This is a genomic window from Actinomadura sp. WAC 06369 (assembly GCF_003947565.1).
Taxonomy (GTDB): Bacteria; Actinomycetota; Actinomycetes; order Streptosporangiales; family Streptosporangiaceae; genus Spirillospora; species Spirillospora rifamycini.
This window is the reverse complement of the sequence record NZ_QHJN01000033.1, coordinates 40,417-59,267: the sequence shown is the minus strand read 5'-3', so window position 1 is coordinate 59,267 and position 18,851 is coordinate 40,417. Positions and strand designations below refer to the sequence as shown.

General features: G+C 72.6%; 26 protein-coding genes. 15 read left to right on the top strand and 11 right to left on the bottom strand.

The window, feature by feature from the left end:
* Positions 1–104: 104 nt before the first annotated feature.
* The 3 genes from DMH08_RS11950 to DMH08_RS11940 all read left to right on the top strand — a co-directional run bounded on the left by DMH08_RS11950 (position 105) and on the right by DMH08_RS11940 (position 2,173).
* The gene (locus DMH08_RS11950) at positions 105–431 is read left to right on the top strand and encodes a hypothetical protein (protein WP_125613735.1); all 327 of its coding nucleotides are present in this window, start codon (positions 105–107) and stop codon (positions 429–431) included.
* The gene (locus DMH08_RS11945; protein WP_051300848.1) at positions 418–783 is read left to right on the top strand and encodes a MerR family transcriptional regulator; all 366 of its coding nucleotides are present in this window, start codon (positions 418–420) and stop codon (positions 781–783) included. The genes DMH08_RS11950 and DMH08_RS11945 overlap by 14 nt, the downstream gene beginning before the upstream one ends.
* A 142-nt stretch (positions 784–925) precedes the next feature.
* Complete coding sequence (locus DMH08_RS11940; RefSeq protein WP_125613732.1) at positions 926–2,173, top strand: glycosyl hydrolase family 18 protein; 1,248 nt, start codon at positions 926–928, stop codon at positions 2,171–2,173.
* 39 nt (positions 2,174–2,212) lie between these two features.
* Here the strand turns inward: DMH08_RS11940 and DMH08_RS11935 are convergent, their stop codons facing one another.
* The gene (locus DMH08_RS11935; RefSeq protein ID WP_125613729.1) at positions 2,213–3,172 is read right to left on the bottom strand and encodes a helix-turn-helix transcriptional regulator; all 960 of its coding nucleotides are present in this window, start codon (positions 3,170–3,172) and stop codon (positions 2,213–2,215) included.
* 82 nt (positions 3,173–3,254) lie between these two features.
* On the opposite strand from DMH08_RS11935, the gene DMH08_RS11930 reads away from it, so the two are divergent.
* From DMH08_RS11930 to DMH08_RS11920, 3 genes are all read left to right on the top strand, one after another.
* Positions 3,255–4,346, top strand: coding sequence for an epoxide hydrolase family protein (locus DMH08_RS11930; protein ID WP_125613726.1), 1,092 nt, complete (start codon positions 3,255–3,257; stop codon positions 4,344–4,346).
* Positions 4,347–4,486: 140 nt separating this feature from the next.
* Positions 4,487–5,320, top strand: coding sequence for a hypothetical protein (locus DMH08_RS11925; RefSeq protein ID WP_125613723.1), 834 nt, complete (start codon positions 4,487–4,489; stop codon positions 5,318–5,320).
* Positions 5,321–5,436: 116 nt separating this feature from the next.
* The gene (locus DMH08_RS11920) at positions 5,437–6,282 is read left to right on the top strand and encodes a hypothetical protein (protein ID WP_125613720.1); all 846 of its coding nucleotides are present in this window, start codon (positions 5,437–5,439) and stop codon (positions 6,280–6,282) included.
* On the opposite strand, the gene DMH08_RS11915 is transcribed toward DMH08_RS11920, so the two are convergent.
* Together DMH08_RS11915 and DMH08_RS11910 are read right to left on the bottom strand one after the other, a co-directional pair.
* On the bottom strand, positions 6,279–7,115 hold the full coding sequence (locus tag DMH08_RS11915) for a phosphoribosylaminoimidazolesuccinocarboxamide synthase (RefSeq protein WP_026403175.1): 837 nt from the start codon (positions 7,113–7,115) through the stop codon (positions 6,279–6,281). The two genes, DMH08_RS11920 and DMH08_RS11915, sit on opposite strands and share 4 nt — an antisense overlap.
* 147 nt (positions 7,116–7,262) lie before the next feature.
* Positions 7,263–7,895 (bottom strand): NAD(P)H-dependent oxidoreductase, encoded by a 633-nt coding sequence (locus tag DMH08_RS11910; RefSeq protein ID WP_125613716.1) that lies wholly within the window; start codon positions 7,893–7,895, stop codon positions 7,263–7,265.
* Positions 7,896–7,991: 96 nt separating this feature from the next.
* Between DMH08_RS11910 and DMH08_RS11905 the strand changes: the two genes are divergently transcribed.
* The 3 genes from DMH08_RS11905 to DMH08_RS11895 all read left to right on the top strand — a co-directional run bounded on the left by DMH08_RS11905 (position 7,992) and on the right by DMH08_RS11895 (position 10,165).
* Positions 7,992–8,600: a TetR/AcrR family transcriptional regulator gene (locus DMH08_RS11905; protein ID WP_051300847.1), complete on the top strand. Its 609-nt coding sequence runs from the start codon at positions 7,992–7,994 to the stop codon at positions 8,598–8,600.
* 108 nt (positions 8,601–8,708) lie between these two features.
* A complete protein-coding gene (locus DMH08_RS11900) occupies positions 8,709–9,275 on the top strand; it encodes an RNA polymerase sigma factor (protein WP_125613713.1) in 567 nt (188 codons plus the stop codon).
* Positions 9,272–10,165 carry a hypothetical protein gene (locus DMH08_RS11895; protein WP_125613710.1) on the top strand — a complete coding sequence of 298 codons (894 nt, stop codon included), beginning with the start codon at positions 9,272–9,274 and terminating at the stop codon, positions 10,163–10,165. Before DMH08_RS11900 ends, DMH08_RS11895 begins: the two co-directional genes overlap by 4 nt.
* A gap of 15 nt (positions 10,166–10,180) precedes the next feature.
* On the opposite strand, the gene DMH08_RS11890 is transcribed toward DMH08_RS11895, so the two are convergent.
* Together DMH08_RS11890 and DMH08_RS11885 are read right to left on the bottom strand one after the other, a co-directional pair.
* On the bottom strand, positions 10,181–10,573 hold the full coding sequence (locus DMH08_RS11890; RefSeq protein WP_199747756.1) for a cytidine deaminase family protein: 393 nt from the start codon (positions 10,571–10,573) through the stop codon (positions 10,181–10,183).
* The gene (locus DMH08_RS11885) at positions 10,570–11,517 is read right to left on the bottom strand and encodes a LysR family transcriptional regulator (RefSeq protein WP_125613707.1); all 948 of its coding nucleotides are present in this window, start codon (positions 11,515–11,517) and stop codon (positions 10,570–10,572) included. Before DMH08_RS11885 ends, DMH08_RS11890 begins: the two co-directional genes overlap by 4 nt.
* Before the next feature lie 178 nt (positions 11,518–11,695).
* Here DMH08_RS11885 and DMH08_RS42355 point away from each other — a divergent pair, with 178 nt between their 5' ends.
* Complete coding sequence (locus DMH08_RS42355; protein WP_267898537.1) at positions 11,696–11,830, top strand: hypothetical protein; 135 nt, start codon at positions 11,696–11,698, stop codon at positions 11,828–11,830.
* A gap of 100 nt (positions 11,831–11,930) precedes the next feature.
* Here the strand turns inward: DMH08_RS42355 and DMH08_RS11880 are convergent, their stop codons facing one another.
* Genes DMH08_RS11880 through DMH08_RS11870 form a run of 3 tightly spaced genes read right to left on the bottom strand, consistent with a single transcriptional unit; the run spans position 11,931 to position 13,116 of the window.
* Positions 11,931–12,125, bottom strand: a complete 195-nt coding sequence (locus tag DMH08_RS11880; protein ID WP_125613704.1) for a DUF397 domain-containing protein — start codon at positions 12,123–12,125, stop codon at positions 11,931–11,933.
* Positions 12,122–12,310 (bottom strand): DUF397 domain-containing protein, encoded by a 189-nt coding sequence (locus tag DMH08_RS11875; protein ID WP_125613701.1) that lies wholly within the window; start codon positions 12,308–12,310, stop codon positions 12,122–12,124. The genes DMH08_RS11880 and DMH08_RS11875 overlap by 4 nt, the downstream gene beginning before the upstream one ends.
* Positions 12,301–13,116, bottom strand: coding sequence for a helix-turn-helix domain-containing protein (locus tag DMH08_RS11870; protein WP_125613698.1), 816 nt, complete (start codon positions 13,114–13,116; stop codon positions 12,301–12,303). The genes DMH08_RS11875 and DMH08_RS11870 overlap by 10 nt, the downstream gene beginning before the upstream one ends.
* A 160-nt stretch (positions 13,117–13,276) precedes the next feature.
* Between DMH08_RS11870 and DMH08_RS11865 the strand changes: the two genes are divergently transcribed.
* Complete coding sequence (locus DMH08_RS11865) at positions 13,277–13,672, top strand: ATP-binding protein (RefSeq protein ID WP_026403167.1); 396 nt, start codon at positions 13,277–13,279, stop codon at positions 13,670–13,672.
* Between the two features lie 80 nt (positions 13,673–13,752).
* Positions 13,753–14,325 (top strand): GNAT family N-acetyltransferase, encoded by a 573-nt coding sequence (locus DMH08_RS11860; protein ID WP_125613695.1) that lies wholly within the window; start codon positions 13,753–13,755, stop codon positions 14,323–14,325.
* A 59-nt stretch (positions 14,326–14,384) separates the two neighbouring features.
* On the opposite strand, the gene DMH08_RS11855 is transcribed toward DMH08_RS11860, so the two are convergent.
* Entirely contained in the window at positions 14,385–14,783 is a 399-nt protein-coding gene (locus tag DMH08_RS11855) for a VOC family protein (RefSeq protein WP_125613693.1), read from the bottom strand.
* 39 nt (positions 14,784–14,822) lie between these two features.
* Here DMH08_RS11855 and DMH08_RS11850 point away from each other — a divergent pair, with 39 nt between their 5' ends.
* Positions 14,823–15,878 (top strand): WD40 repeat domain-containing protein, encoded by a 1,056-nt coding sequence (locus tag DMH08_RS11850; RefSeq protein WP_125613690.1) that lies wholly within the window; start codon positions 14,823–14,825, stop codon positions 15,876–15,878.
* A gap of 159 nt (positions 15,879–16,037) precedes the next feature.
* Here DMH08_RS11850 and DMH08_RS11845 read toward each other — a convergent pair whose 3' ends face one another.
* Entirely contained in the window at positions 16,038–17,165 is a 1,128-nt protein-coding gene (locus DMH08_RS11845) for a pentapeptide repeat-containing protein (RefSeq protein WP_125613687.1), read from the bottom strand.
* A 103-nt stretch (positions 17,166–17,268) separates the two neighbouring features.
* On the opposite strand from DMH08_RS11845, the gene DMH08_RS11840 reads away from it, so the two are divergent.
* Both DMH08_RS11840 and DMH08_RS11835 read left to right on the top strand, forming a co-directional pair.
* Complete coding sequence (locus DMH08_RS11840; protein WP_026403163.1) at positions 17,269–17,628, top strand: DUF3140 domain-containing protein; 360 nt, start codon at positions 17,269–17,271, stop codon at positions 17,626–17,628.
* Positions 17,629–17,685: 57 nt separating this feature from the next.
* Positions 17,686–17,829, top strand: a complete 144-nt coding sequence (locus DMH08_RS11835; RefSeq protein WP_199747755.1) for a hypothetical protein — start codon at positions 17,686–17,688, stop codon at positions 17,827–17,829.
* Positions 17,830–17,864: 35 nt separating this feature from the next.
* Here DMH08_RS11835 and DMH08_RS11830 read toward each other — a convergent pair whose 3' ends face one another.
* Positions 17,865–18,701, bottom strand: a complete 837-nt coding sequence (locus DMH08_RS11830; protein WP_125613685.1) for an alpha/beta fold hydrolase — start codon at positions 18,699–18,701, stop codon at positions 17,865–17,867.
* Between the last annotated feature and the right edge of the window lie 150 nt (positions 18,702–18,851).

The following is an 18,851-nucleotide window of genomic DNA, read 5'->3' as shown; positions in this document are numbered from 1 at the left end:
GCGCGAGGTCGCCGTGGGGGTAGACGTGCCGGGGGCTGACGGCGATCGGCGCGCCGAGGCTCTGGAGGCGGGCGTTCGCGGCGTGGGCGGCCGCGCCGGCGTCGATGGCCGTCCTCGGCGCTGCGGGCGGCCCGTATCCGGCGGTCGTCGTGGGGGCCGTGTTCGTGTTCTACGGGCTCGTGACGTGGGGGATCGCGCCCGCGACGCAGGCGTGGCTGCTCGATCGGGGCGGGCCGGACGCGGCGGGGGAGCTGCTCGCGGTGAACAATGCCTGCATGTACCTCGGGTTCTCGCTCGCCGGCGGCGTCGGCGGGCTGGCGCTGGGCGCGGGCGGCGCGGCGGCGGTGCCGGTCGCGGCGGCGGGATGCGCGGGGCTGTCGCTGGTTCTGTTCGCCGCGGCGCTCGTGGGGAGGCGAGATGCGGATCGGTGAGGTGGCGCGGTGCGCGGGGGTGTCGACCCGGGCGGTGCGGTACTACGAGGAGCAGGGGCTCGTGCATGCGGACCGGGACCACAACGGGTACCGGGTGTACGGGCCGGAGAGCGTCGGGCTGGTGCGCGAGATCGCGCGGCTGCTGCGGCTCGGGTTGAACACGGACGACGTCGCGATGTTCGTCGGCTGCCTGGGGCGGGGCGAGCCGCCGTCGGGGGAGTGCGTCGATCTGCTGCGGATCTACTCCGAGCGGCTGGGGGCGCTGAACGAGCGGATCCGGGCGCTGACGGAGGTGCGGGACCGGCTGGCGGCGGAGACCGACCGGATCGCCGAGCACATGGCGGACAGGTAGGGCCTTTCCGGGGCGGGCGCGGCGGGTTACCGTGGCGGTGGCGTCCCGGCCGGCAGTGCGCCTTGCGCCTGGGAGGGTCCCGCACGCGGGACCGCGTGGCTCTGTGCCGGCTCCTCAGTATTCCCGTCTGCCGAGGAGCCCGATGAAGTCCCGAACATGTCCGTGGCCCGCGCTCGCCGCGCTCGTCCTCGCACTGGCCGTGGTGGCGTTCCCGCTCCGCGCGTCCGCCGCGCCCTTGACCGCGTGCACGTATCCCGCGTGGGCCGAAGGCAATGCGTACACGGCCGGTACCAAGGTGTCCTTCGAGGGGCGCGGGTACGAGGCCGTCTCGTCGCACACCGCGTACCCGGGCGCCGGGTGGAGTCCGGCGTCCACACCGACCCTGTGGCGCGACATCGGCGCCTGCGAGGGGACGCCGCCGACCGGTGAGGAGGACGACTGCGCCCTGGCGGGCAAGCCGTCCGGGAAGGTGCTCCAGGGGTACTGGGAGAACTGGGACGGCGCGGCCAACGGCGTGCATCCGCCGTTCGGCTGGACGCCGATCACCGACCCGGAGATCGGGCGGCACGGGTACAACGTGGTGAACATGGCGTTCCCGGTGATCCGCTCGGACGGCACCGTCCTGTGGGAGGACGGGATGGACGCGACGGTCAGGGTCGCGACGCCCGCGGAGATGTGCGCCGCGAAGGAGGCGGGGCTCACGCTGCTGATGTCGATCGGCGGGGCGGCGGCGGGCATCGACCTGTCGTCGCGGGCCGTCGCCGACCGGTTCGTCGAGACGATCGTGCCGATCCTGCGGCGGTACAACTTCGACGGGATCGACATCGACATCGAGACGGGGCTGACGGGGAGCGGCGACATCGGCACCCTGTCGGCGTCGCAGGCGAACCTGGTGCACATCATCGACGGGGTGCTCGCGCGGATGCCGGCGGGCTTCGGGCTGACGATGGCGCCGGAGACCGCGTACGTGACCGGCGGCAGCGTCACCTACGGGTCGATCTGGGGCGCATACCTGCCGATCGTCAAGAAGTACGCCGACAACGGCCGGTTGTGGTGGCTGAACATGCAGTACTACAACGGCTCCATGTACGGGTGTTCCGGTGACTCGTACTCCGCCGGGACGGTCGAGGGGTTCGTGAAGCAGACCGACTGCCTGGACGCCGGGCTGGTCGTCCAGGGCACGACGATCCGGGTGCCGTACGACCGGCAGGTGCCGGGGCTGCCCGCGCAGCCCGGCGCGGGCGGCGGGCACCTGCCGCCGGGCCTGGTCGCGCAGGCGTGGAACCACTACGGCGGGCGGCTGAAGGGCCTGATGACCTGGTCGCTGAACTGGGACGGGTCGAAGGGCTGGACGTTCGGCGACAACGTCCGCTCCCTGCAGGGACGCTGACGCGGGACGAGCCGGGGTGCGGGCCCGCACCCCGGCTCGTCATCCGGCGGCGCGGGTGGCGCGGCCGCCCAGTTCGCGCAGGTGCTCGACGAGTTCGGGCGGGCCGTGGACGGTGAAGTCGCAGCCGAGCATGAGCAGCCGGGCGGCGAGCCACGGCAGGGTGTCGGCGTAGGTGTCGAGGCGGCAGGTCCGCTCGTCGAGGGGGGTGACGTCGGCGGGGTCGGCGCCGAGCCCGACCCGGACCTCCTCCGCGGGGGCCCGCAGGGTGACCGTCGCGGTGTGGACGGGCGCGAGCGCGTACATCCGGTCGGTGACGAACGCGACGGCGTCCCCGCCGGGGATCTCGCGGGGCGCGAACCGCTGGCCGGTGGGGCGGGGGTCCCGGATCCGGTCGGCGCGGAAGATCCGCCAGTCGTCGCGCTCGGTGTCGCGGGCGAGCAGGTACCAGCGGCGGCCCGCGGCGACCAGCCGGTACGGTTCGGCCTTCCGGCGGCCTTCGGCGCCGTCGGCCTTCACGTACGCGAACCGCAGCGCCTCCCGGTTGGCGATGGCGGCCGCGGCGGCGGCGAGGACGTCCGGGTCGACGCGGGACCCGCCGCCGGGGTGCGGCATCGCGACGGTCGCGGCGTTCAGCACGGCGACCCGCCGCCGCAGCCGCGCGGGAAGCACCTGCTCCAGCTTGGCGAGGGCCCGGACGGACGCGTCGCCGATGCCGTCCACCGCGTTCGAGGCGGCGGTGCGCAGGCTGACGGCGATCGCGACGGACTCCTCGTCGTCGAGCAGCAGCGGCGGCATGGCGGTCCCGGCGACGAGCCGGTACCCGCCGTCGGGGCCGGTGGTGCCCTCGATGGGGTAGCCGAGGCCGCGCAGCCGGTCGATGTCGCGGCGGACCGTGCGGGGGCTGACGCCGAGCCGGTCGGCGAGTTCGCCGCCGGGCCATTCGCGCGGCGTCTGGAGCAGCGACAGCAGGGTGAGGAGCCGCCCGGGGGTGTCCGTCATGGTCTCCGGAATCCGTGAAGTTGAGGCCAGGAGTTGACCTAAACCGACTCTACCTTGGGACCATCAGCACCGAGGAGGACACATGACCGTTCGGCCGTTCCGCATCGACGTCCCGCAGGCCGACCTGGACGACCTGAACGAGCGGCTCGCGCGCACCCGGTGGCCCCGGCAGCTCCCGGGCGAGGGGTGGAGCCGCGGCGTCCCGGTCGCCTACCTGGAGGAGCTGGCCGAGTACTGGCGCACCGGGTTCGACTGGCGCGCCCAGGAGGCCCGCTTCAACGGGTTCCCGCAGTTCATGACCGAGATCGACGGGCACGACGTGCACTTCCTGCACGTCCGGTCGGCCGATCCGGACGCCCTGCCGCTGCTGCTGACGCACGGCTGGCCGAACTCGTTCGTCGAGTTCGTCGACCTGATCGGGCACCTGCCGGACTTCCAGGTCGTCGTCCCGTCCGTCCCGGGCTACGGGTTCTCGGCGGCGCCCCGCGACACCGGCTTCGGCGTGGCGCGCGTCGGCCGCATGTGGGCGGAGCTGATGCGCCGCCTCGGCTACGACCGGTACGGGGTGGAGGGCGGCGACCTCGGCGCCTACGTCGCGCCGGAGGTCGCGAAGGCCGCGCCGGAGCACGTCGCGGGCGTGTACGTCATCGCCGGCCTCGGCTTCCCCACCGAGACGGACGTCCCGGACATGACGCCCGACGAGCGCGCCCACTACGAGATGATGCAGCAGTGGTCGACCGGCGGCGTCGACCACCACGCGATCCAGCGTGCCGCGCCGCAGACGTTCGCGTACGGGTGGGACGACTCCCCGGCGGCGGCGCTGGCCTGGATGATGCAGAAGTTCGAGGACTTCAACGTCACGGACGTCCCGGCCGACAAGGCGCTCGACCGCGACCTGATCCTCGCAAACGTCAGCCTGTACTGGTTCACGCGGTCGTTCGGGACGGCCGCGTGGCCGTACTACGGGACGTCCGAGTCGGGGTGGCCCGAGGGGCAGGACCTCGTCCCGACCGGCGTCTACAGCGGCCCGCCCGGCATCCGCAGGCTCGCCGAGCGCGACAACACGATCGTCCACTGGCCGGACGACAACCCGGGCGGCCACCACTTCATCGCGATGGACCGCCCGGACGCCCTGGCCGCCGACCTGCGGAAGTTCTTCGCGCTCGTCCGCTGACCGCCGCCCGGCCGTAACCGGACAGAACGCGCACGGCGGCGGGCGCCGCACCGTACGATCACCCGACTGGTGCGCCGGGGATCCGATCCCGCCCGTCCGCCGGTGCGCCCTCGTGCCCGGCCCGTCGAGAGGCCGCAGGCATGCGCGAACGCGAACGGCTCAGCCCGACCGGTCTGCCCTGGCCGCGGGAGTGGTCCGGGATCCGCAGGCACGGACGGACGCGCAGTGCGGTCTTCGCCGCGGTCGGGGTCGTGCTGCTCGCCTTCGCGGGCCTGTTCGCGGCGTGGCCCACGGCACCCGAGGACGCCCACATGGCGTGGGCGTTCGTGCCCTTCGGTGTCGGGGTGCTGCTCGTCTCGTTCGTTGTGCGGGTCGGGACGGACCGGTCGGCGGTCTTCGTCGCGGTCCTGGAGGACGGCGACGAGCGGGTCTCCGGTGCGGCCTTCCCCGTCCGGCGCGAGGTCCGTCCGGCCACGGCGACGGCCGCCGTGCTCTTCGGGGCGGGCGCGCTCGGGATGTTCCTCTCCCCGGACCCGGCGGTCGGCGCGGACCCGGTCCTGCTGGCGATCGGAACCGTGCTCGTCGTCGCGGGCATCGTCGCGGCCGCCGCCAGAACCGGGTTCCGGGGCGTCGTGCTGGCGCCGGGGCTCGTCGTCGTCCGGACCGCGCTGTTCGGCCGTTCCGAGCGGCTGGCCTGGGAGGACGTCCTGGACGTCATCGTGTACGAGGCGCAGGGCAACCCGGCCCTCGCCCTGGTGCCCGTCGACCCGGACGTCTTCGGCACCGACCGCCGGGACCGGCTGCGGGCGGCGTTCGGGGAAGGCCGGGTGGAGGTCCACGCGGGGCGGTTCGGTGTCGACCCGGCTCAGCTGCTGCTCGCCCTCCGCCACTACCTCCACCACCCCGGCGACCGGCGCGAACTCGGCACCCGGGAGGCGGTCGAGCGGATCCGCGCGGGCCGGTTCCCCGGTTAGGACGTCCAAATGCGGACGGTGCGGCGCCGTAAGATCACCCGACCGTGCGCCGGGAAGTGGACCCTGCCCGTTCGCCGGTGCGCCCCGGCGCCCGGCCCCGTCGAGAGGCCGCCCGCATGAGCGAAGAGGAACGGCTCAGCCCGACCGGACTCCCGTGGCCGCCGGAGTGGTCGATGCGCCCCGGCCACGGACGGGCGAGGCTCGCGGGCTTCGCGGGCGCCGGCGGGGTGCTCGTCGCCTTCGGGTACGCGATGGGCATGGACGACGACCCGTTCGGCGGCGCCGCCATCGCGCTCACCGGGGCGGGCCTGCTGCTCGTTCCCGCGGTGCTCGGGGTCGGCCGCCGCCGCGGGCCGGTGTCCCTCGCCACCCGCCGGGCGGGCGGCGAACGGCACCGGGGGGTCGTGTTCCCCGTGCGGTGGTCCTACCGGATCGCCCTGCCGCTGATGCTCGCCGCCTTCGGCGCGGGCTCGGCCGCGCTGTCCGGGACGGCCGATCCCGCCGTCGCCGGCGACCCGATCCTGCTGCTGATCGGCGCCGTGCTGCTCGCCTGGAGCCCGCGCTGCCTGGTCGGGGTGCTCGGGTTCCGCGGCGTCCTCCTCACGCCCGAGGCGGTGGTCGTCCGCAGCGGCATGCACCGGACGGCCCTGCGCCTGCCGTGGCGGGAGATCGACGGCGTCGTCCCCTACGAGCGGTCCGGCGAGGGCGGCAAGGAGCACAAGCTCATCGCCCTGACGGTCCTGGACGCGTCCCACCTGCGCGTCCGGTGGTGGCCGCGGGTGAAGTACCGGTACTTCGGCGTCCGGGACGCGGAGACGACCGTCCACGCCGGGCGGTTCGGGGCCGATCCGGCCCTGCTGCTCCTCGCCCTCCGCCACTACCTCGACCACCCCGCCGACCGGCCCGAACTCGGCGGCCGGGAGGCGGTCGAGCGGATCCGGGCGGGACGGCTCCTCGGCTAGGACGACGTCCAGGAGCGGCCGGTGAGGCGTTCGTAGACGTCGATGTAGCGGGCGCGGGTGGCGTCGACGACGTCCTGCGGGATCTCGGGGCCGGGCGGGGTGCGGTCCCAGTCGAGGGTGCTGCTCCAGTCGCGGACGAACTGCTTGTCGAGGGAGTGCTGCGCGCGTCCCGGCTCGTAGGAGTCGGCGGGCCAGAAGCGGGACGAGTCGGGCGTGAGGACCTCGTCGCCGAGGACGAGCGTCCCGTCGGCGGCGCGGCCGAACTCGAGCTTGGTGTCGGCGATGATGATGCCGCGCTCCCGCGCCAGTTCGGCGCCGCGCCGGTAGACGGCGAGCGTCACGTCGCGGAGCCGCTCGGCGGTGTCGGCGCCGATCTCCGCGACGACGTCGTCGAACGTGATGAACTCGTCGTGCCCCTCGACGGCCTTCGTCGTCGGGGTGAAGATCGGCTCGGGGAGCTTCGACGCCTCGACGAGGCCGTCCGGCAGCGCGATGCCGGACACCGCGCCGTCCTTCTCGTACTGCTTCAGCCCGAGGCCGGTGAGGTAGCCGCGGGCGATCCACTCGACGGGCAGCATCGACAGCCGGCGGCACCGGATCGCCCGGCCCTCCCACTCGTCCGGCACGTCCGTCGCGGACACGACGTGGTTCGGGATGATGTCGCCGAGCTGCTCGAACCACCACAGCGACAGCTGCGTGAGGATCTTGCCCTTGTCGGGGACGGTCGTCGGCAGCACCACGTCGTACACGCTGACCCGGTCGGACGCGACGAGGATCAGTTCGTCCCCGTCGGCGTAGACGTCCCTGACCTTGCCCGAGTGGACGAGTTCCATCGACGCTCCTCAGCTCGCGGTGCGGTGTGCGGGCGCCCGCCGGGCGTCGGCGTCCGCTGAGGAGCGTCCGGCCACCTCCAGGCGCCCGCGAAGTTTACCCCGGTCGCACGCGGGACGAACGGCGCGGTTCGTCCCGCGCGCGGGGCGTCAGGCGGCGAGCGCGCGGGCGCCGAAGCCGCGGGCGCCGGCGACGGCGGCGGCGTGGTGCTCCCGCGCGATGCCGCGCAGCTCCTCCATGCCGGGGGTGGTGGCGGCGAGGGTCAGCTCCCGCTTGATCACCGTGAGGTCGGCCTGCCAGATGTCGCCGAGGACGCGCTCCAGGTAGGGGGTGGAGTGGTCCCAGCCCTCGCGCGGGGCGCCGGGGCCGTAGCCGCCGCCGAGCGTGGTGACCAGCGCGGTGGGGGTGTTCTCGAGCAGCGGCTCGGTGGGGGAGCAGCCCGCGATCACAAGGTCCACCCAGGTCTTGAAGTGCTGCGAAACGCCGTAGTTGTACTGCGGGACGGCGATGATCGCGGCGTCCGCGTCGCGCAGTTCCGCCGCCAGGGACGCGCCCAGCGCGAGGGCTTCGAGCTGGGCGGGGGTGCGCTCCTGCTCGGGCACGAATCCGGCGGTGACGGCGAGCGTCCAGGCGTCGGCGGGCAGCGCGTCGGTGCCGAGGTGGCGGCGGGTCACCGCGGCGTCCGGGTGCGCGGCGGTCCACTCGGCCTCGGCGATGTCGGCGAGTTCGGCGGACGCGGACGCCCCCGGGGTGATGCTGGCGTCCAGGCGGAACAGGTTCATGGCACTCCTCGATAGCGGGACGCGGCGCTGCGCCGCGGCCTTTCGGACACTAAGCGGACTTTACCCCGCTTTCATTCCCGGCGGTAGATTGTCCGCGTGGCCCCGTCCGTCGTCCCCTTCGGGAAGCCGCGCGGCGAACGCGCCGACGCGGCCCGCAACCGCGAGCACCTGCTGGCGACGGCCCGCGAGATGATCGCGGAGCACGGCGTGGCGAAAGTGACCATGGACGGCCTCGCCGAGCGCGCCTGCCTGGGCAAGGGCACCGTCTTCCGCCGCTTCGGCTCCCGCGCGGGCATCTTCCGGGCGCTGATGGACGCGGACGAGCGGCGCTTCCAGGAACGCGTCCTGGCGGGCCCGCCGCCGCTCGGCCCCGGCGCCGACCCGGTCGACCGCCTCGTCGCCTACGGCCGCGCCCGCGTCGCCTTCCTCCTCGACCACCTGGACATCGCCCGCGCCGCCCACGACCGCGACCGCCCGGTCGCCGTCGCCGCGGACGGCACCCGGCTCCACCTCCGCGTCCTGCTCGACCAGGCCGGGGTGCGGATGCCCGCCATGGACGGCGTCGCGGTGCAGCTCACCGCCGCGCTCGAAGGGCCGCTGCTGCTGACCCTGTCGGCGTCCGAGCACCTCACGCCCCTGGAACCGGACGCCGGGCGCCTGCTCTGCGACGGCTGGGAGGCGCTGATCCGCCGCATCGTCGGCTGACCGGCGCCGGCGACCGCCCGTCCCCGTCCGCCGCCGTGAAAGATCGGCGGAGGTCCGGACATGTACGGGCGATCCCCGACCGAGGAGCCGACATGCCGAAGACCACCGATGGGTGAGGACGAGTTCACGGCGGTCTACGCCGCCACCTACCGACCCCTGCTCGGCTACGCCCTGCGCCGCTGCGACTCCCCCGAGGACGCCGCCGACGTCGTCGCCGAGACGTTCGCCATCGCCTGGCGGCGCGCCGCCGAGATGCCCGCGGGCGACCAGGCCCGCCTGTGGCTGTACGGGGTCGCGCACCGCGTCCTGGCGAACCAGCGGCGCGGCGCGCGCCGCAACACGATCAAGGCCGCGGCGCTGCGCGCGGAACTGTCGGCCGGGACGCCGCCGCGCCCCGCGCCCGGCGGCGACGGCCCGGCCGTCGCCGACGTGTTCCGCGCGCTGCCGGACCGCGACCGCGAACTGCTCGCGCTCGTCGCCTGGGAGGGCCTGTCCCACGCGGAGATCGCCACGGTGCTGGGGTGCTCCCGCAACGCGGTGGGCATCCGCCTGCACCGCGCCCGCGGGCGGTTCGCCCGCGCCCTGCGCGCCGCCGGCGTCGACGACCCGTCGGCCGCCGCCCGGCCCCGCGCCGCCGCCCACCCGGCCCGTTCTTCGAGGAGTGAACTGACATGACGTCCCGGATCGACGAACTCGTGGCGGGCCTGGCCCCGGTGCGAGACGACGAGGTCACCGGCGAGCCGACCGGGCCCGCGGGCCGCGAGCTGCTGGCCGCCGTCCTGTCCGGCGAGCCCGCGCCGCCCCGGCGGCGCCGCCTCGCCCTCCGGCTCGCGGCCGGCGCCGTCACCGTCACCGCGGTCGCGGCCGCGCTCGTCGCCGGCCTGACCGGCTGGGAGTCCGAGCCGCTGCGCAGCTACGCCAACGCCGCGGTCGCGATCGACGTCGAGGGCGAGATGTTCGAGGTGCGGGTCAAGGACGCCCACGCCGACCAGCGCGAGTTCCGCGAGGCGTTCGCCCGGTTCGGCCTCGACGTCCGGCTGCGCGTCGTCCCCGTGTCGCCGCGCCGCCAACGCGACTTCGTCCAGGTGCGGGCCCTGCGCGCGGAGCCCGTGGGCGAGCCGCCGCCGGGCGGCGTGACGGGCACCCACAGCACCGAGCTGGAGTGCACGCCCGGCCAGGACGTCTGCGCGCTGAAGGTCGGGCTCGGCGGCGAGCTGTACCGCCGGCACGGGGCCGACATCCTCATCGGCCGCGCGGCCCGCCCCGGCGAGGTGTACACGGACGCCTACCCGGCCGCGGGCGACCGTCCCGCGAGCCTCGACCTCACCGGCCGGACCGTCGGGGAGGCCCTCGCGGACCTGCGCCGCCGCGGACTCGGCGCCGCCTTCACCATCGGCGCGTTCAACCCCGACGGCTCCGGCTCCATGTGGGAGCCGCCGCAGCTGTGGCGCCCCGCCGCCGACCGCCGCGTCACCGGAGCGTGGATGCGCAGTTCGAACTCGGTCGGCCTCCTGGTCGCCCCGGCCAAGGGCGACCCCGGGCCCCTACCCGTCCCGTCCGACTGAACCGGGAGCGGGCCGTCAGCCCTGGTGGTCGGCGTGGACGTAGCTTTCGGGCAGCAGGTCGCGGATCGGCACCGTCCGCAGCGCGCCCGGGGCGCCGACGATCACGCCGATCGCCGGGAAGTAGTCGAGCAGCACCTGCCGGCACCGGCCGCACGGCGGCAGCACCCCGCGCCCGCCGTCGCCCACGGCGACGATCGTCCGCAGGTCCCGGACGCCCTGCCCGGCCGCCGCGCCGATCACGACCAGCTCCGCGCACGGCCCGCCGGTGAAGTGGTACACGTTCATCCCGGTGACGATCCGGCCGTCCCCGGCCCGCGCGGCCGCCGCCACCGTGTGGTCGTCGTCCCGCTCATGGGCCGCCGCCACCTCCCCGGCCGCCCGCACCAGCTCGTGATCGACGTCGTTCACCCGCCCCATGATGCTCGGTCCTCCAGCGCGGTGCGGGCGGCGCGGCGGAACGCGGCGACGCCCGGCGCGTCCCGGTCCTCGGGACGCCACGCGAGCGCGATCGTCCACGGCTCCAGGTCCGTGACCTCGACGTACGCGACGCCCGGACGCGGATACAGGTACCGGGCCACCTCGGGGACGAACTCGATCCCCTCGCCCAGCGCGATCGCCGACAGCGCCGACTCGTAGTCGGCGACCTCGTGGGACGTGTACCGGATCGGCGAGCCGTCCGGACGCGGGTCGACCGACCAGAAGTCGCGGAACACCTTCGGGATGTCGGGGGAGAAGCCGATGAACGGGCGGTCCGCCAGGTCGGCCACGGTCAGCGGCCCCTTGCCGGCGAGGGGATCGGCCTCGGCCATGACCGCGCACCGCGGGCCGCTCGCCAGCGGCAGCGTCTGGATCCCCTCGGGGACGGGCAGCGCCAGGAGCGCCGCGTCCACCTCGCCGTCCAGGAGCGTCCGGACGGTGTCCGCGAACCCGGTCCGGACGAACTCGACCTCGACCAGGGGGTGCCGGGCCCGCAGCTCGTTGATCATCGTGGGCACCGGCTCGACGGCCGTGATCGCCTCGAACGCGCCGACGACGAGCCGCTCCGGCGGACGCTCCAGCGCCGCGACCGCCGCCTGCAGTTCGGCCGTCGCGTCCACGACAGCACGGGCGTACGGGACCAGCGCGGCCCCCGCGGGCGTGAGCGCCACCCGCCGGGTCGTCCGCTCCACCAGGTCGAGCCCGAGCCGCCGCTCCAGGGCGCTGATCTGCTGGGAGAACGCCGACTGCGACATGAACACGCGCTGCGCCGACCGCCGAAAGTGCAGCTCCTCCGCCAGCACTAGGAACAACTGGAGCTGATGCGCGCCCGGCGCGTTCTGCAGGCCCGCCGACGACCTCCCCCCGGTCACCATCCGCGGCACTGTACCAACGGCCCCGCCCGATTGATCTGGAAGGCCCGATCAATCCGCCTCTGACGTCGATCAATGATCTATTGGCTTCGCCGCCACCGCGCGGCAGACTGGCCGACCGTGATCAATGGATCGCGTGCCCGCTCGGGCGCTCCCAGCGCGAGGAGGATCGCGACCGACCATGCGCGGTGACGAGAACGGCGGCCGACGGGGGAACGCGCGGCGCCGCATCGGGGGCCTGGCCACGGCGCTGGTCAGGGCGTTCACGGTGCTCGGCGTGCTGGGGGCGCCCGCGGCGCAGGCCGACACGCGCTGACGGAGCGGCAGGACGGCGCCTGGCAGCCGAGCGCCCGCACGCCGGACCAGCCCCGCCGGGACCTCCGACCACCCAAGGTCCCGGCGGGGCTTCCGCCGTCTCAGCCCGTCGTCCCGGACTTGACCTCGACCAGCAGCGCAGCGAACGCCGCCCGCTCCACAAGCAGCCGAGCCCCCTCCGGATCCTTGCTGTCCCGGACGGCGACCGTCTCAGCGAACGAAGCCAACTCCACGCAGTTTCCGCCATTGTTGGTACTGCGGCTGGCCTTGCGCCAGGTAAGGGCGCCAGCGCTCACGACTGCGCCTTGATGCTGGTGAGAAGCTCGGCGAAGGCCCGTCGGTCTACCGCGAGCATGGGCCCGTCCGGGTCCTTGCTGTCCCGGACGGCGACCGTCTCGGCGAATGAAGCCAGCTCAACACAGTCGCCGCCGTTGGGGCCGGTGTAGCTGCTCTTACGCCAAGCGGCCTTGGTCAGGTCCATTTTTCTTGCACCACCTTACGAATTACATCGAGCGACTGGTCCGAGGGGAGTGCCAACGCCCGGATGGATATCAGCGTGCTGCTGATCGTTGCGATGTCGTCGGGGTCGCTGAGGGTCAGGCCGCGTGCGGCCATATCCGCATACGCGATTTCGCTTCTGTCGGCCAGGGTAGCGAGGCTGAACGCGCCGACGTTTCCGAGGTGTTCTCCTCGGCTCGGGACGACTTGGACTGTGACGACACCTCGTTCGGCCTGGTAGATGACCTGCTCAAGTTGCTCCTTCATGACCTCCGGACTGCCGACGAGGCGATGCAGGGAGACTTCATCTTGCAGAACGGAGAAGTTCGGCGGAGGCGGGTCTTCTCTGGTGAGGATGCTCTGGCGGTTGAGGCGGGCCTCCACGGCCTCCTTGTTGCCCTTGAGGAGGGCGGACGCGTAATCGGCCGTTTGGAGCAGGCCGTGAATGAGCAGCGGTTGGTACGATTGGAGCATGACGGCCTCGGGTTCGACGGTGTGCCAGTCGAACCAGGTGGGGAACGTGGCGTCCTTGACCAGGTCGTCGTAGAGGTCGAGGAGTTCGCCGTCCGCCTCCAGGGCGCGGTCCATCGTCTCGGCGAACTCGCGTGTGCAGCGCGTGCGGCCGTTCTCGACCGCTCCGATGTACTGGGGTTTCACTCCTTGGCCGCCGTTCGCGCGGCGCCCCACGGACTCCTGCGTCCAGCCTTTCGCCTCGCGGAGCCGCCGGAACCTGCGGCCGAAGGCGAGCAGCGTGGGTGAGACGGTCCCGCGCTTGCGCTGTGGCGCCATGTCCCCATCCTCCCTTGCAAACCGCGCCCAACCAACACCCAACTGAATCCGGGACGGCTGTCGCGACTTGCCTCTTGAGGTCTGCGATTTGTTACGCAGAGTACTTCTCTCGTGCCTGACTGTCATTGGAATTCGACAAGGCGGTCAAGGGAGGCGTGGGATGGCGGCGACGATGCGGGCGGACGAGGTGCCGACGGTGGTGCTGGAGCCGTCGGAGCGGGCGCCGGGGGCGGCGCGGCGGTTCGTCGCCGAGCGGTTCCGGGAGTGGGGGATCGGGGACGACCACACGGCGCGGCTGATCGTGTCCGAGCTCGTCACGAACGCGTGGCAGCACGGGGACGGGCCGATCGTGGTGCGGGTGTTCCGGGACGAGCGGGACGGGCGGCCGGTGATCGAGGTGTGGGACGGGGGCGGCGGGCGTCCGGTCGTCCTGCCGGAGGACCACGCGGCGACGTGCGGGCGGGGCGTGTTCATGGTCGCTCAGCTCACCGACACGTGGGGCATCCGTCCGCTGGTGGAGGGCGGGAAGCTCGTCTGGGCGAAGTGCGCGCCGTAGAGCGGTCGGGGGCGAGGGGCCATACCGACGAGGTGGATTTTCGTTTGTGCGTCGCCACAGCCCGCTGCCAGCATGAGGCCATGCGCCATCCCCTCGACAAACTGGACTGGCCGATTGTCACCGACCGACTGCTGTTGCGTCGGGCCGCCCCCGAAGATCTGGACGCGACCTGGGTTTTCCGGCAGCTTCCGGAGACCAGCGAATGGGTCACGGCCGCAGTAGAGACCTACGACGTCTACCGTGAGCGTTTCCTTGACGAGGAGCGGCTCGCGAACCTGCTCGTCATCGAACTGGACGGCCGGGTGATCGGCGACCTGACACTGGGGGTCGAGGACGCGTGGGCCCAGGCAGAGGTTGCTGACCAGGCGAAAGGCGTCCAGGGAGAGCTCGGGTGGACGCTCGACCCCGCCTACGGCGGCAAGGGGTACGCGACCGAAGCGGTACGCGCCCTCATCGACATCTGTTTCAAGAATCTCGGCCTGCGCCGTCTGCACGCGGACTGCTTCTACGACAACGAAGCCTCGTGGCGGCTGATGGAGCGGGTCGGGATGCGCCGCGAACAGCACACGGTGAAAGACTCGCTCCACCGCACCAAGGGATGGCTCGACGGTCTCTCGTACGCGCTCCTGGCCGAGGAGTGGCCCGCCCACTGAACTGCACCTACTGCCTCAACGACTCCGGGCCGTTCGGCTCGGCGTCCCGCGGCGCGCGGTCAGGGGCGGGGGCGGTGGGCGCGGATGTCGACGGGGCGGCCGTCGGGGTCGCGGGCCGTCATCGTCCACTGCGCGGGCAGGGTCTCGATCTCGCCGACCGGGTGCCCGGCGGCGCGGAGGCGGTCGCGCAGGTCGCGGAGGTGCGCGTGGTCGGGGACGCGCAGGCCCCAGCCCGCGCCCTGGAGCGGGTCGAGGCCGGTGCCGGGGGCGTCGGCGGTCTCGACGGCCATCAGGTGGTCGGCGCCGCCGACGTCGAGGGCGGCGATCCGCGGGGCGCCGGCGGTCGCGGCGCGCTCGAAGGCGAGCGTCGCGCCGAGCAGGCCCGTGTAGAAGGCGACGAGCCGGTCGAGGTCGGTCGTGGGGAGCGTCAGGTGGTTGATTCCGAGCAGGTCCGACATGGTGGTCCGAGCCTAAGCCCTAGCGACACCGGGAGGATCATGGCCGACGACGCGTCGGACCGCCGGCGACCGCTCTACGCGGACCCCGAGTGGTCGGAGGATCCGGATTCCTACGAGGGGCCGGTGGACGAACCCGACGAGCGTCCGGACTTCTCCTCGGGCATCGTGGCCGTCGCGGCGTCCCCGGACCTGGAGCGGGTGGCGATGACCACGGCGTCCCAGGGGAACACCGAGAGCGGCCGGTTCACCCTCTTCGAGACCGAGACCGGAACGCGGTACTGGCGCGACCTGGAGGAGGAGCGCCGCTTCGTCGGCGACGGCCACGAGATCGCGTTCTCCCCGGACGGCTCGCTGGTCGCGGTCGCGGCGTCGACCGACCTGAAGGTGGTCGTCTGGCGGACGGACGGCATGACCGTGGCCTGGTCCGCCGGGGCGGACCCCGCCTGGGGCGACGGCACGCTGTTCACCGGTGTCCGCTTCAGCGGGGACGGGCGCCGGGTCGTCGCGGTGAGCGGGCGGCCGTGGGAGCCCGAGCCGGACGAGGCCGTCCCCGCGCGCGTCGTCGTGGCCGAGGCCGGGACGGGCGCGGTCGTGTTCGCGGAGACCGTCCGGGTCCGGGGCGGCGCCGACCTGGACCACCGGGGGGAGCGCCTGGCGTACCTCGGGGCGGACGGCCGGGTCGTGATCCGGGACGTGTCCTCGGGCGAGGTCGTGGCCGAGCACCGCAGCGGGGTGCCGGGCGCCCGGCTGCTCGCCTTCTCCGACGACGGCGGCGCGGTCGCGGTCGGCGGCGACGGCGCGGCGGAGGTGATCCGGACGGCGACCGGGGCCTCGCGCGGCATCCCGATCACGGGGACGTGCCTGGCCGTGGCCTGGTCCGCGCGCGGGCTGCGCGTGCTGGCCGCCGACGACGACCGCGCCGCGGTGGTGGACGCCGAGGGCCGCGTCCTGTGGGAGCGGTACATGGACGACGCGCCCCTCCTTCTCGCGGCCTTCACCCACGACGGCCGCGTCATGGTCACGCTGGATCCCGATGCGACCGAGGTCGTCGGCTGGTTCTTCCCGAACCCGGACGAGATGGACGAGTCACGGTGAATGGGACGGGGTGGGGCGGGTAGGGCGGAGACTTGACCGTCCACGGGAGGTGCCGATGAGCGAACGGATATCGGCCGAGGCGGAGATCGCCTGGGAGCGGTCGTGGCACGCTTGAAAGTGAGGGTCGTGTTGAGCAGGTCGGGTTTTAAAAGGCGGATGTTAAGGCCACTCGGAGGCGATGTCGTCAGGAAGACCACTGGGCCGCTTCCCTGAAGCACCTTCGAATTTCAGTGTTGCCTCCCCGAAGTGTGCGTCGCGGAAGCTGACCACGCCTCGCTTAAATGACGCGTTGGTGAAATCGACTACGCCGCTATGAAAAATTGCATCTGTGAATAGCACGGTACTCCCCTGAAATTCTGCGTGCCAAAATCTAACGTTGGCGCCTTTGAAGTGGACCTTCCAAAATGTTATGTCGCCGGCTTCAAATTTCGCTTCGCTGAAATCTGTTACGCCGTCAGTGAAACATGCGTAATCGAAATCTATGTGGCCGGAATAGAATGTTGCCCCAGTAAAAAAAGTCTGGCCGGAGAAGGTAGCTCCTTGGAAGTTGCCGCCGTCGAAAACAACATTGGTGAAGTCGAGGTCGTGGCCCTGCCATGACACGACGGCGTCATCTCGTAGGCGGCTGGCGATGATGCGGATGATTGTGTGGCGGACCTCGCGATGCGCCTGATAATCAGCACGTGCTACGGCAAGCTGGGTCGGGTCCTGTTCAACGAAGAGGCTATGATCTGGATTGGGTTCGTAAGGTAGGCGCAGATAGGCGCACAAGATGTCAATGCAGGTTTGGCGCAACTCAGGTGAGTCGTCAGCGAGGCGAGCAAGAGCATGAACACCGCCAAGTCGTATTGCTGGAGTGGGGTTGCCGAGATGTTCGACAGCCGCGGTGAAGCGATCGTAGCGCTGTCCTTGCGCGGTGAGCGCGTGCATGCGCAGTTGTGATTCTTCGGTGGCCTTGACGCCTTTGATCGCTGCGTGTGCCGACTGCCGCGCTGATGCGGCGTTGAGGGCTGTGTAATAGATCGCCACCACGGCGGCTATCCCCGTAATGACTGTGAGAACCCGTCCTCGGACGGCGTCCAGTGCGGCTGCCAAATCCTTGCCCGCCAAGGCAGACTTTCCCTCGACGTCTACCCCGTCAATGTTAACTAGCCACCACTTTGCGCCCGGTCCGAGGATCCAGACTACTGTGACGGCCATGGCGACCGCAGCAACCATAGGCACGGCACCAAATTTTTTACGGCGCGCATGCGATCCGGTCGTGCTCTCATATGCAGAGTCGTTCACGTGATTAAGACGCGCGACACTGGTCGAACGTTTACCGTGTAGGGGTGAATGGGACGGGGTGGGGCGGGTAGGGCGGAGACTTGACCGTCCACGGGAGGTGCCGATGAGCGAACGGATATCGGCCGAGGCGGAGATCGCCTGGGAGGACTTTCACCGGCTCGTCAACATGACCTCGGACGAGCTGCGCACCTGGCTGCTCACGGACGCGTCGGGGGAGGACGCCTTCCCCGAGGCGGGCGAGGGGCCCGGGGTGTCGGAGCTCGGTGCCCGGGTCGTGGACATCCTGCGGAAGCGGAAGGTGGACCTGACCGACGGGGACGCCGAGGTGATGCAGGAGGTCGTCGACTACGTGGAGGAGCACCTGGACCACCCGCCGCCCGACGAGGCGGGGGACGAGCGGTGGCGGCACGAGCTGATGAGCGTGGGGCACGACCCGCTGCGTCCCGAGCCGTCCAGCGCATAGGGGGATGACATGCCGAACCCGCAGCAACCGGAGATGCGCCGTACCGAGCGGACCTCCGTGACGAACGAGCCGGCGCCGGAGGCCACGGACCCGAAGACGACCCGGGGGAAGGGCCACGCGCACGGCACGGACAAGGGGAGCAAGGGCGGCGGCGAGGGCGGCGGGACGCCGCCGGACCAGCGGCCGCCGCACCCCGACTGACGCCGCACGCGCCGGGGCCCGCGGGCCCCGGCGCGTCAGCGCGTGACGTCCAGGATGCGGAAGATCTCGCGGACGAGCAGGCCCGGCTCGGTGAACGGGACGAGGTAGCCGGACTTCTCCGCGACGACGTGGCGCCCCTGCGGGAGGGCCGCGGCGCGGGCGCGGTGCGCGGTGTTGAGGGAGGCCCGGCTCCCGCCGCCGAGGCCGCCGGAGCGGCGGCCGGAGATCAGCGTGACCGGGACGTCCGGGAGCTTCGGCGGGTCGTCGCGGAGCCGCCGCAGGTCGTCGATCATGCAGGCGAGTTCGGCCATCTGCACGCGGGTGGCTTCGAGGGTGCCGTCCTCCTCGCGGAGGGCGGTCGCGGACGGTTCGGGGAGCTTGGCGGCGAGCCGGCCGATGCCGAACCGGAACAGCCCGAGGCGCGCGGCGGTCGGGTCGGTGAGCGCGCTGAGCCGCATCCGGCGCTTGGTGCCCGGCATGAAGTAGTGGTCGCTGTCCTCGTCGTCCTGGTCGACGAGGAGGATCCCGGTGACGCGGCCGGGGTCCTCGGCGGTGACGGTCCGGACGATCGGGCCGCCCCAGTCGTGGCCGACGAGGATGAACGGGCCGTCGCCGAGGTGGTCGAGGACGTCCCGCAGGTCGGCGGCGAGGCGCGCGAGGGGGCGGGGCTCGGGGTCGGCTGGGCTGCGGCCGAGGCCGCTGCGGTCGTACACGACGGCGGTGGTCCGGCCGGAGATCGCGGGGACGACCGTGCCCCACATGTTGCGGGACGCGCCCGCGCCGGACTCGAACACGACGACGGGCGTGCCCGCGCCGTGCCGTTCGAGGTGGAGCTCCCGGCCGTCGCGCGTCCGGGCATGCTCGCTGACCATGGGCCGTCACCTCCGGGACCGGCGGCCGGAACGGGGGGACGGCCGCTCATGATCAGCCTAACGGCTGGCGGCCCGCCACGCGGATCCCGGACCGGACGGCCGCGGAGCGACCGCAGATAACGATCGTCTCTTTGAAGGCCGTGCTACCGT

Excerpts from the sequence above, each read along its gene's own strand:
- DMH08_RS11950 (WP_125613735.1), top strand. The coding sequence starts at position 105 with ATGGCCGTCCTCGGCGCTGCGGGCGGCCCGTATCCGGCGGTCGTCGTG.
- DMH08_RS11945 (WP_051300848.1), top strand. The coding sequence starts at position 418 with ATGCGGATCGGTGAGGTGGCGCGGTGCGCGGGGGTGTCGACCCGGGCG.
- DMH08_RS11940 (WP_125613732.1), top strand. The coding sequence starts at position 926 with ATGAAGTCCCGAACATGTCCGTGGCCCGCGCTCGCCGCGCTCGTCCTC.
- DMH08_RS11935 (WP_125613729.1), bottom strand. The coding sequence starts at position 3,172 with ATGACGGACACCCCCGGGCGGCTCCTCACCCTGCTGTCGCTGCTCCAG.
- DMH08_RS11930 (WP_125613726.1), top strand. The coding sequence starts at position 3,255 with ATGACCGTTCGGCCGTTCCGCATCGACGTCCCGCAGGCCGACCTGGAC.
- DMH08_RS11925 (WP_125613723.1), top strand. The coding sequence starts at position 4,487 with ATGCGCGAACGCGAACGGCTCAGCCCGACCGGTCTGCCCTGGCCGCGG.
- DMH08_RS11920 (WP_125613720.1), top strand. The coding sequence starts at position 5,437 with ATGAGCGAAGAGGAACGGCTCAGCCCGACCGGACTCCCGTGGCCGCCG.
- DMH08_RS11915 (WP_026403175.1), bottom strand. The coding sequence starts at position 7,115 with ATGGAACTCGTCCACTCGGGCAAGGTCAGGGACGTCTACGCCGACGGG.
- DMH08_RS11910 (WP_125613716.1), bottom strand. The coding sequence starts at position 7,895 with ATGAACCTGTTCCGCCTGGACGCCAGCATCACCCCGGGGGCGTCCGCG.
- DMH08_RS11900 (WP_125613713.1), top strand. The coding sequence starts at position 8,709 with ATGGGTGAGGACGAGTTCACGGCGGTCTACGCCGCCACCTACCGACCC.
- DMH08_RS11895 (WP_125613710.1), top strand. The coding sequence starts at position 9,272 with ATGACGTCCCGGATCGACGAACTCGTGGCGGGCCTGGCCCCGGTGCGA.
- DMH08_RS11885 (WP_125613707.1), bottom strand. The coding sequence starts at position 11,517 with ATGGTGACCGGGGGGAGGTCGTCGGCGGGCCTGCAGAACGCGCCGGGC.
- DMH08_RS42355 (WP_267898537.1), top strand. The coding sequence starts at position 11,696 with ATGCGCGGTGACGAGAACGGCGGCCGACGGGGGAACGCGCGGCGCCGC.
- DMH08_RS11875 (WP_125613701.1), bottom strand. The coding sequence starts at position 12,310 with ATGGACCTGACCAAGGCCGCTTGGCGTAAGAGCAGCTACACCGGCCCC.
- DMH08_RS11870 (WP_125613698.1), bottom strand. The coding sequence starts at position 13,116 with ATGGCGCCACAGCGCAAGCGCGGGACCGTCTCACCCACGCTGCTCGCC.
- DMH08_RS11865 (WP_026403167.1), top strand. The coding sequence starts at position 13,277 with ATGGCGGCGACGATGCGGGCGGACGAGGTGCCGACGGTGGTGCTGGAG.
- DMH08_RS11860 (WP_125613695.1), top strand. The coding sequence starts at position 13,753 with ATGCGCCATCCCCTCGACAAACTGGACTGGCCGATTGTCACCGACCGA.
- DMH08_RS11855 (WP_125613693.1), bottom strand. The coding sequence starts at position 14,783 with ATGTCGGACCTGCTCGGAATCAACCACCTGACGCTCCCCACGACCGAC.
- DMH08_RS11850 (WP_125613690.1), top strand. The coding sequence starts at position 14,823 with ATGGCCGACGACGCGTCGGACCGCCGGCGACCGCTCTACGCGGACCCC.
- DMH08_RS11840 (WP_026403163.1), top strand. The coding sequence starts at position 17,269 with ATGAGCGAACGGATATCGGCCGAGGCGGAGATCGCCTGGGAGGACTTT.
- DMH08_RS11830 (WP_125613685.1), bottom strand. The coding sequence starts at position 18,701 with ATGGTCAGCGAGCATGCCCGGACGCGCGACGGCCGGGAGCTCCACCTC.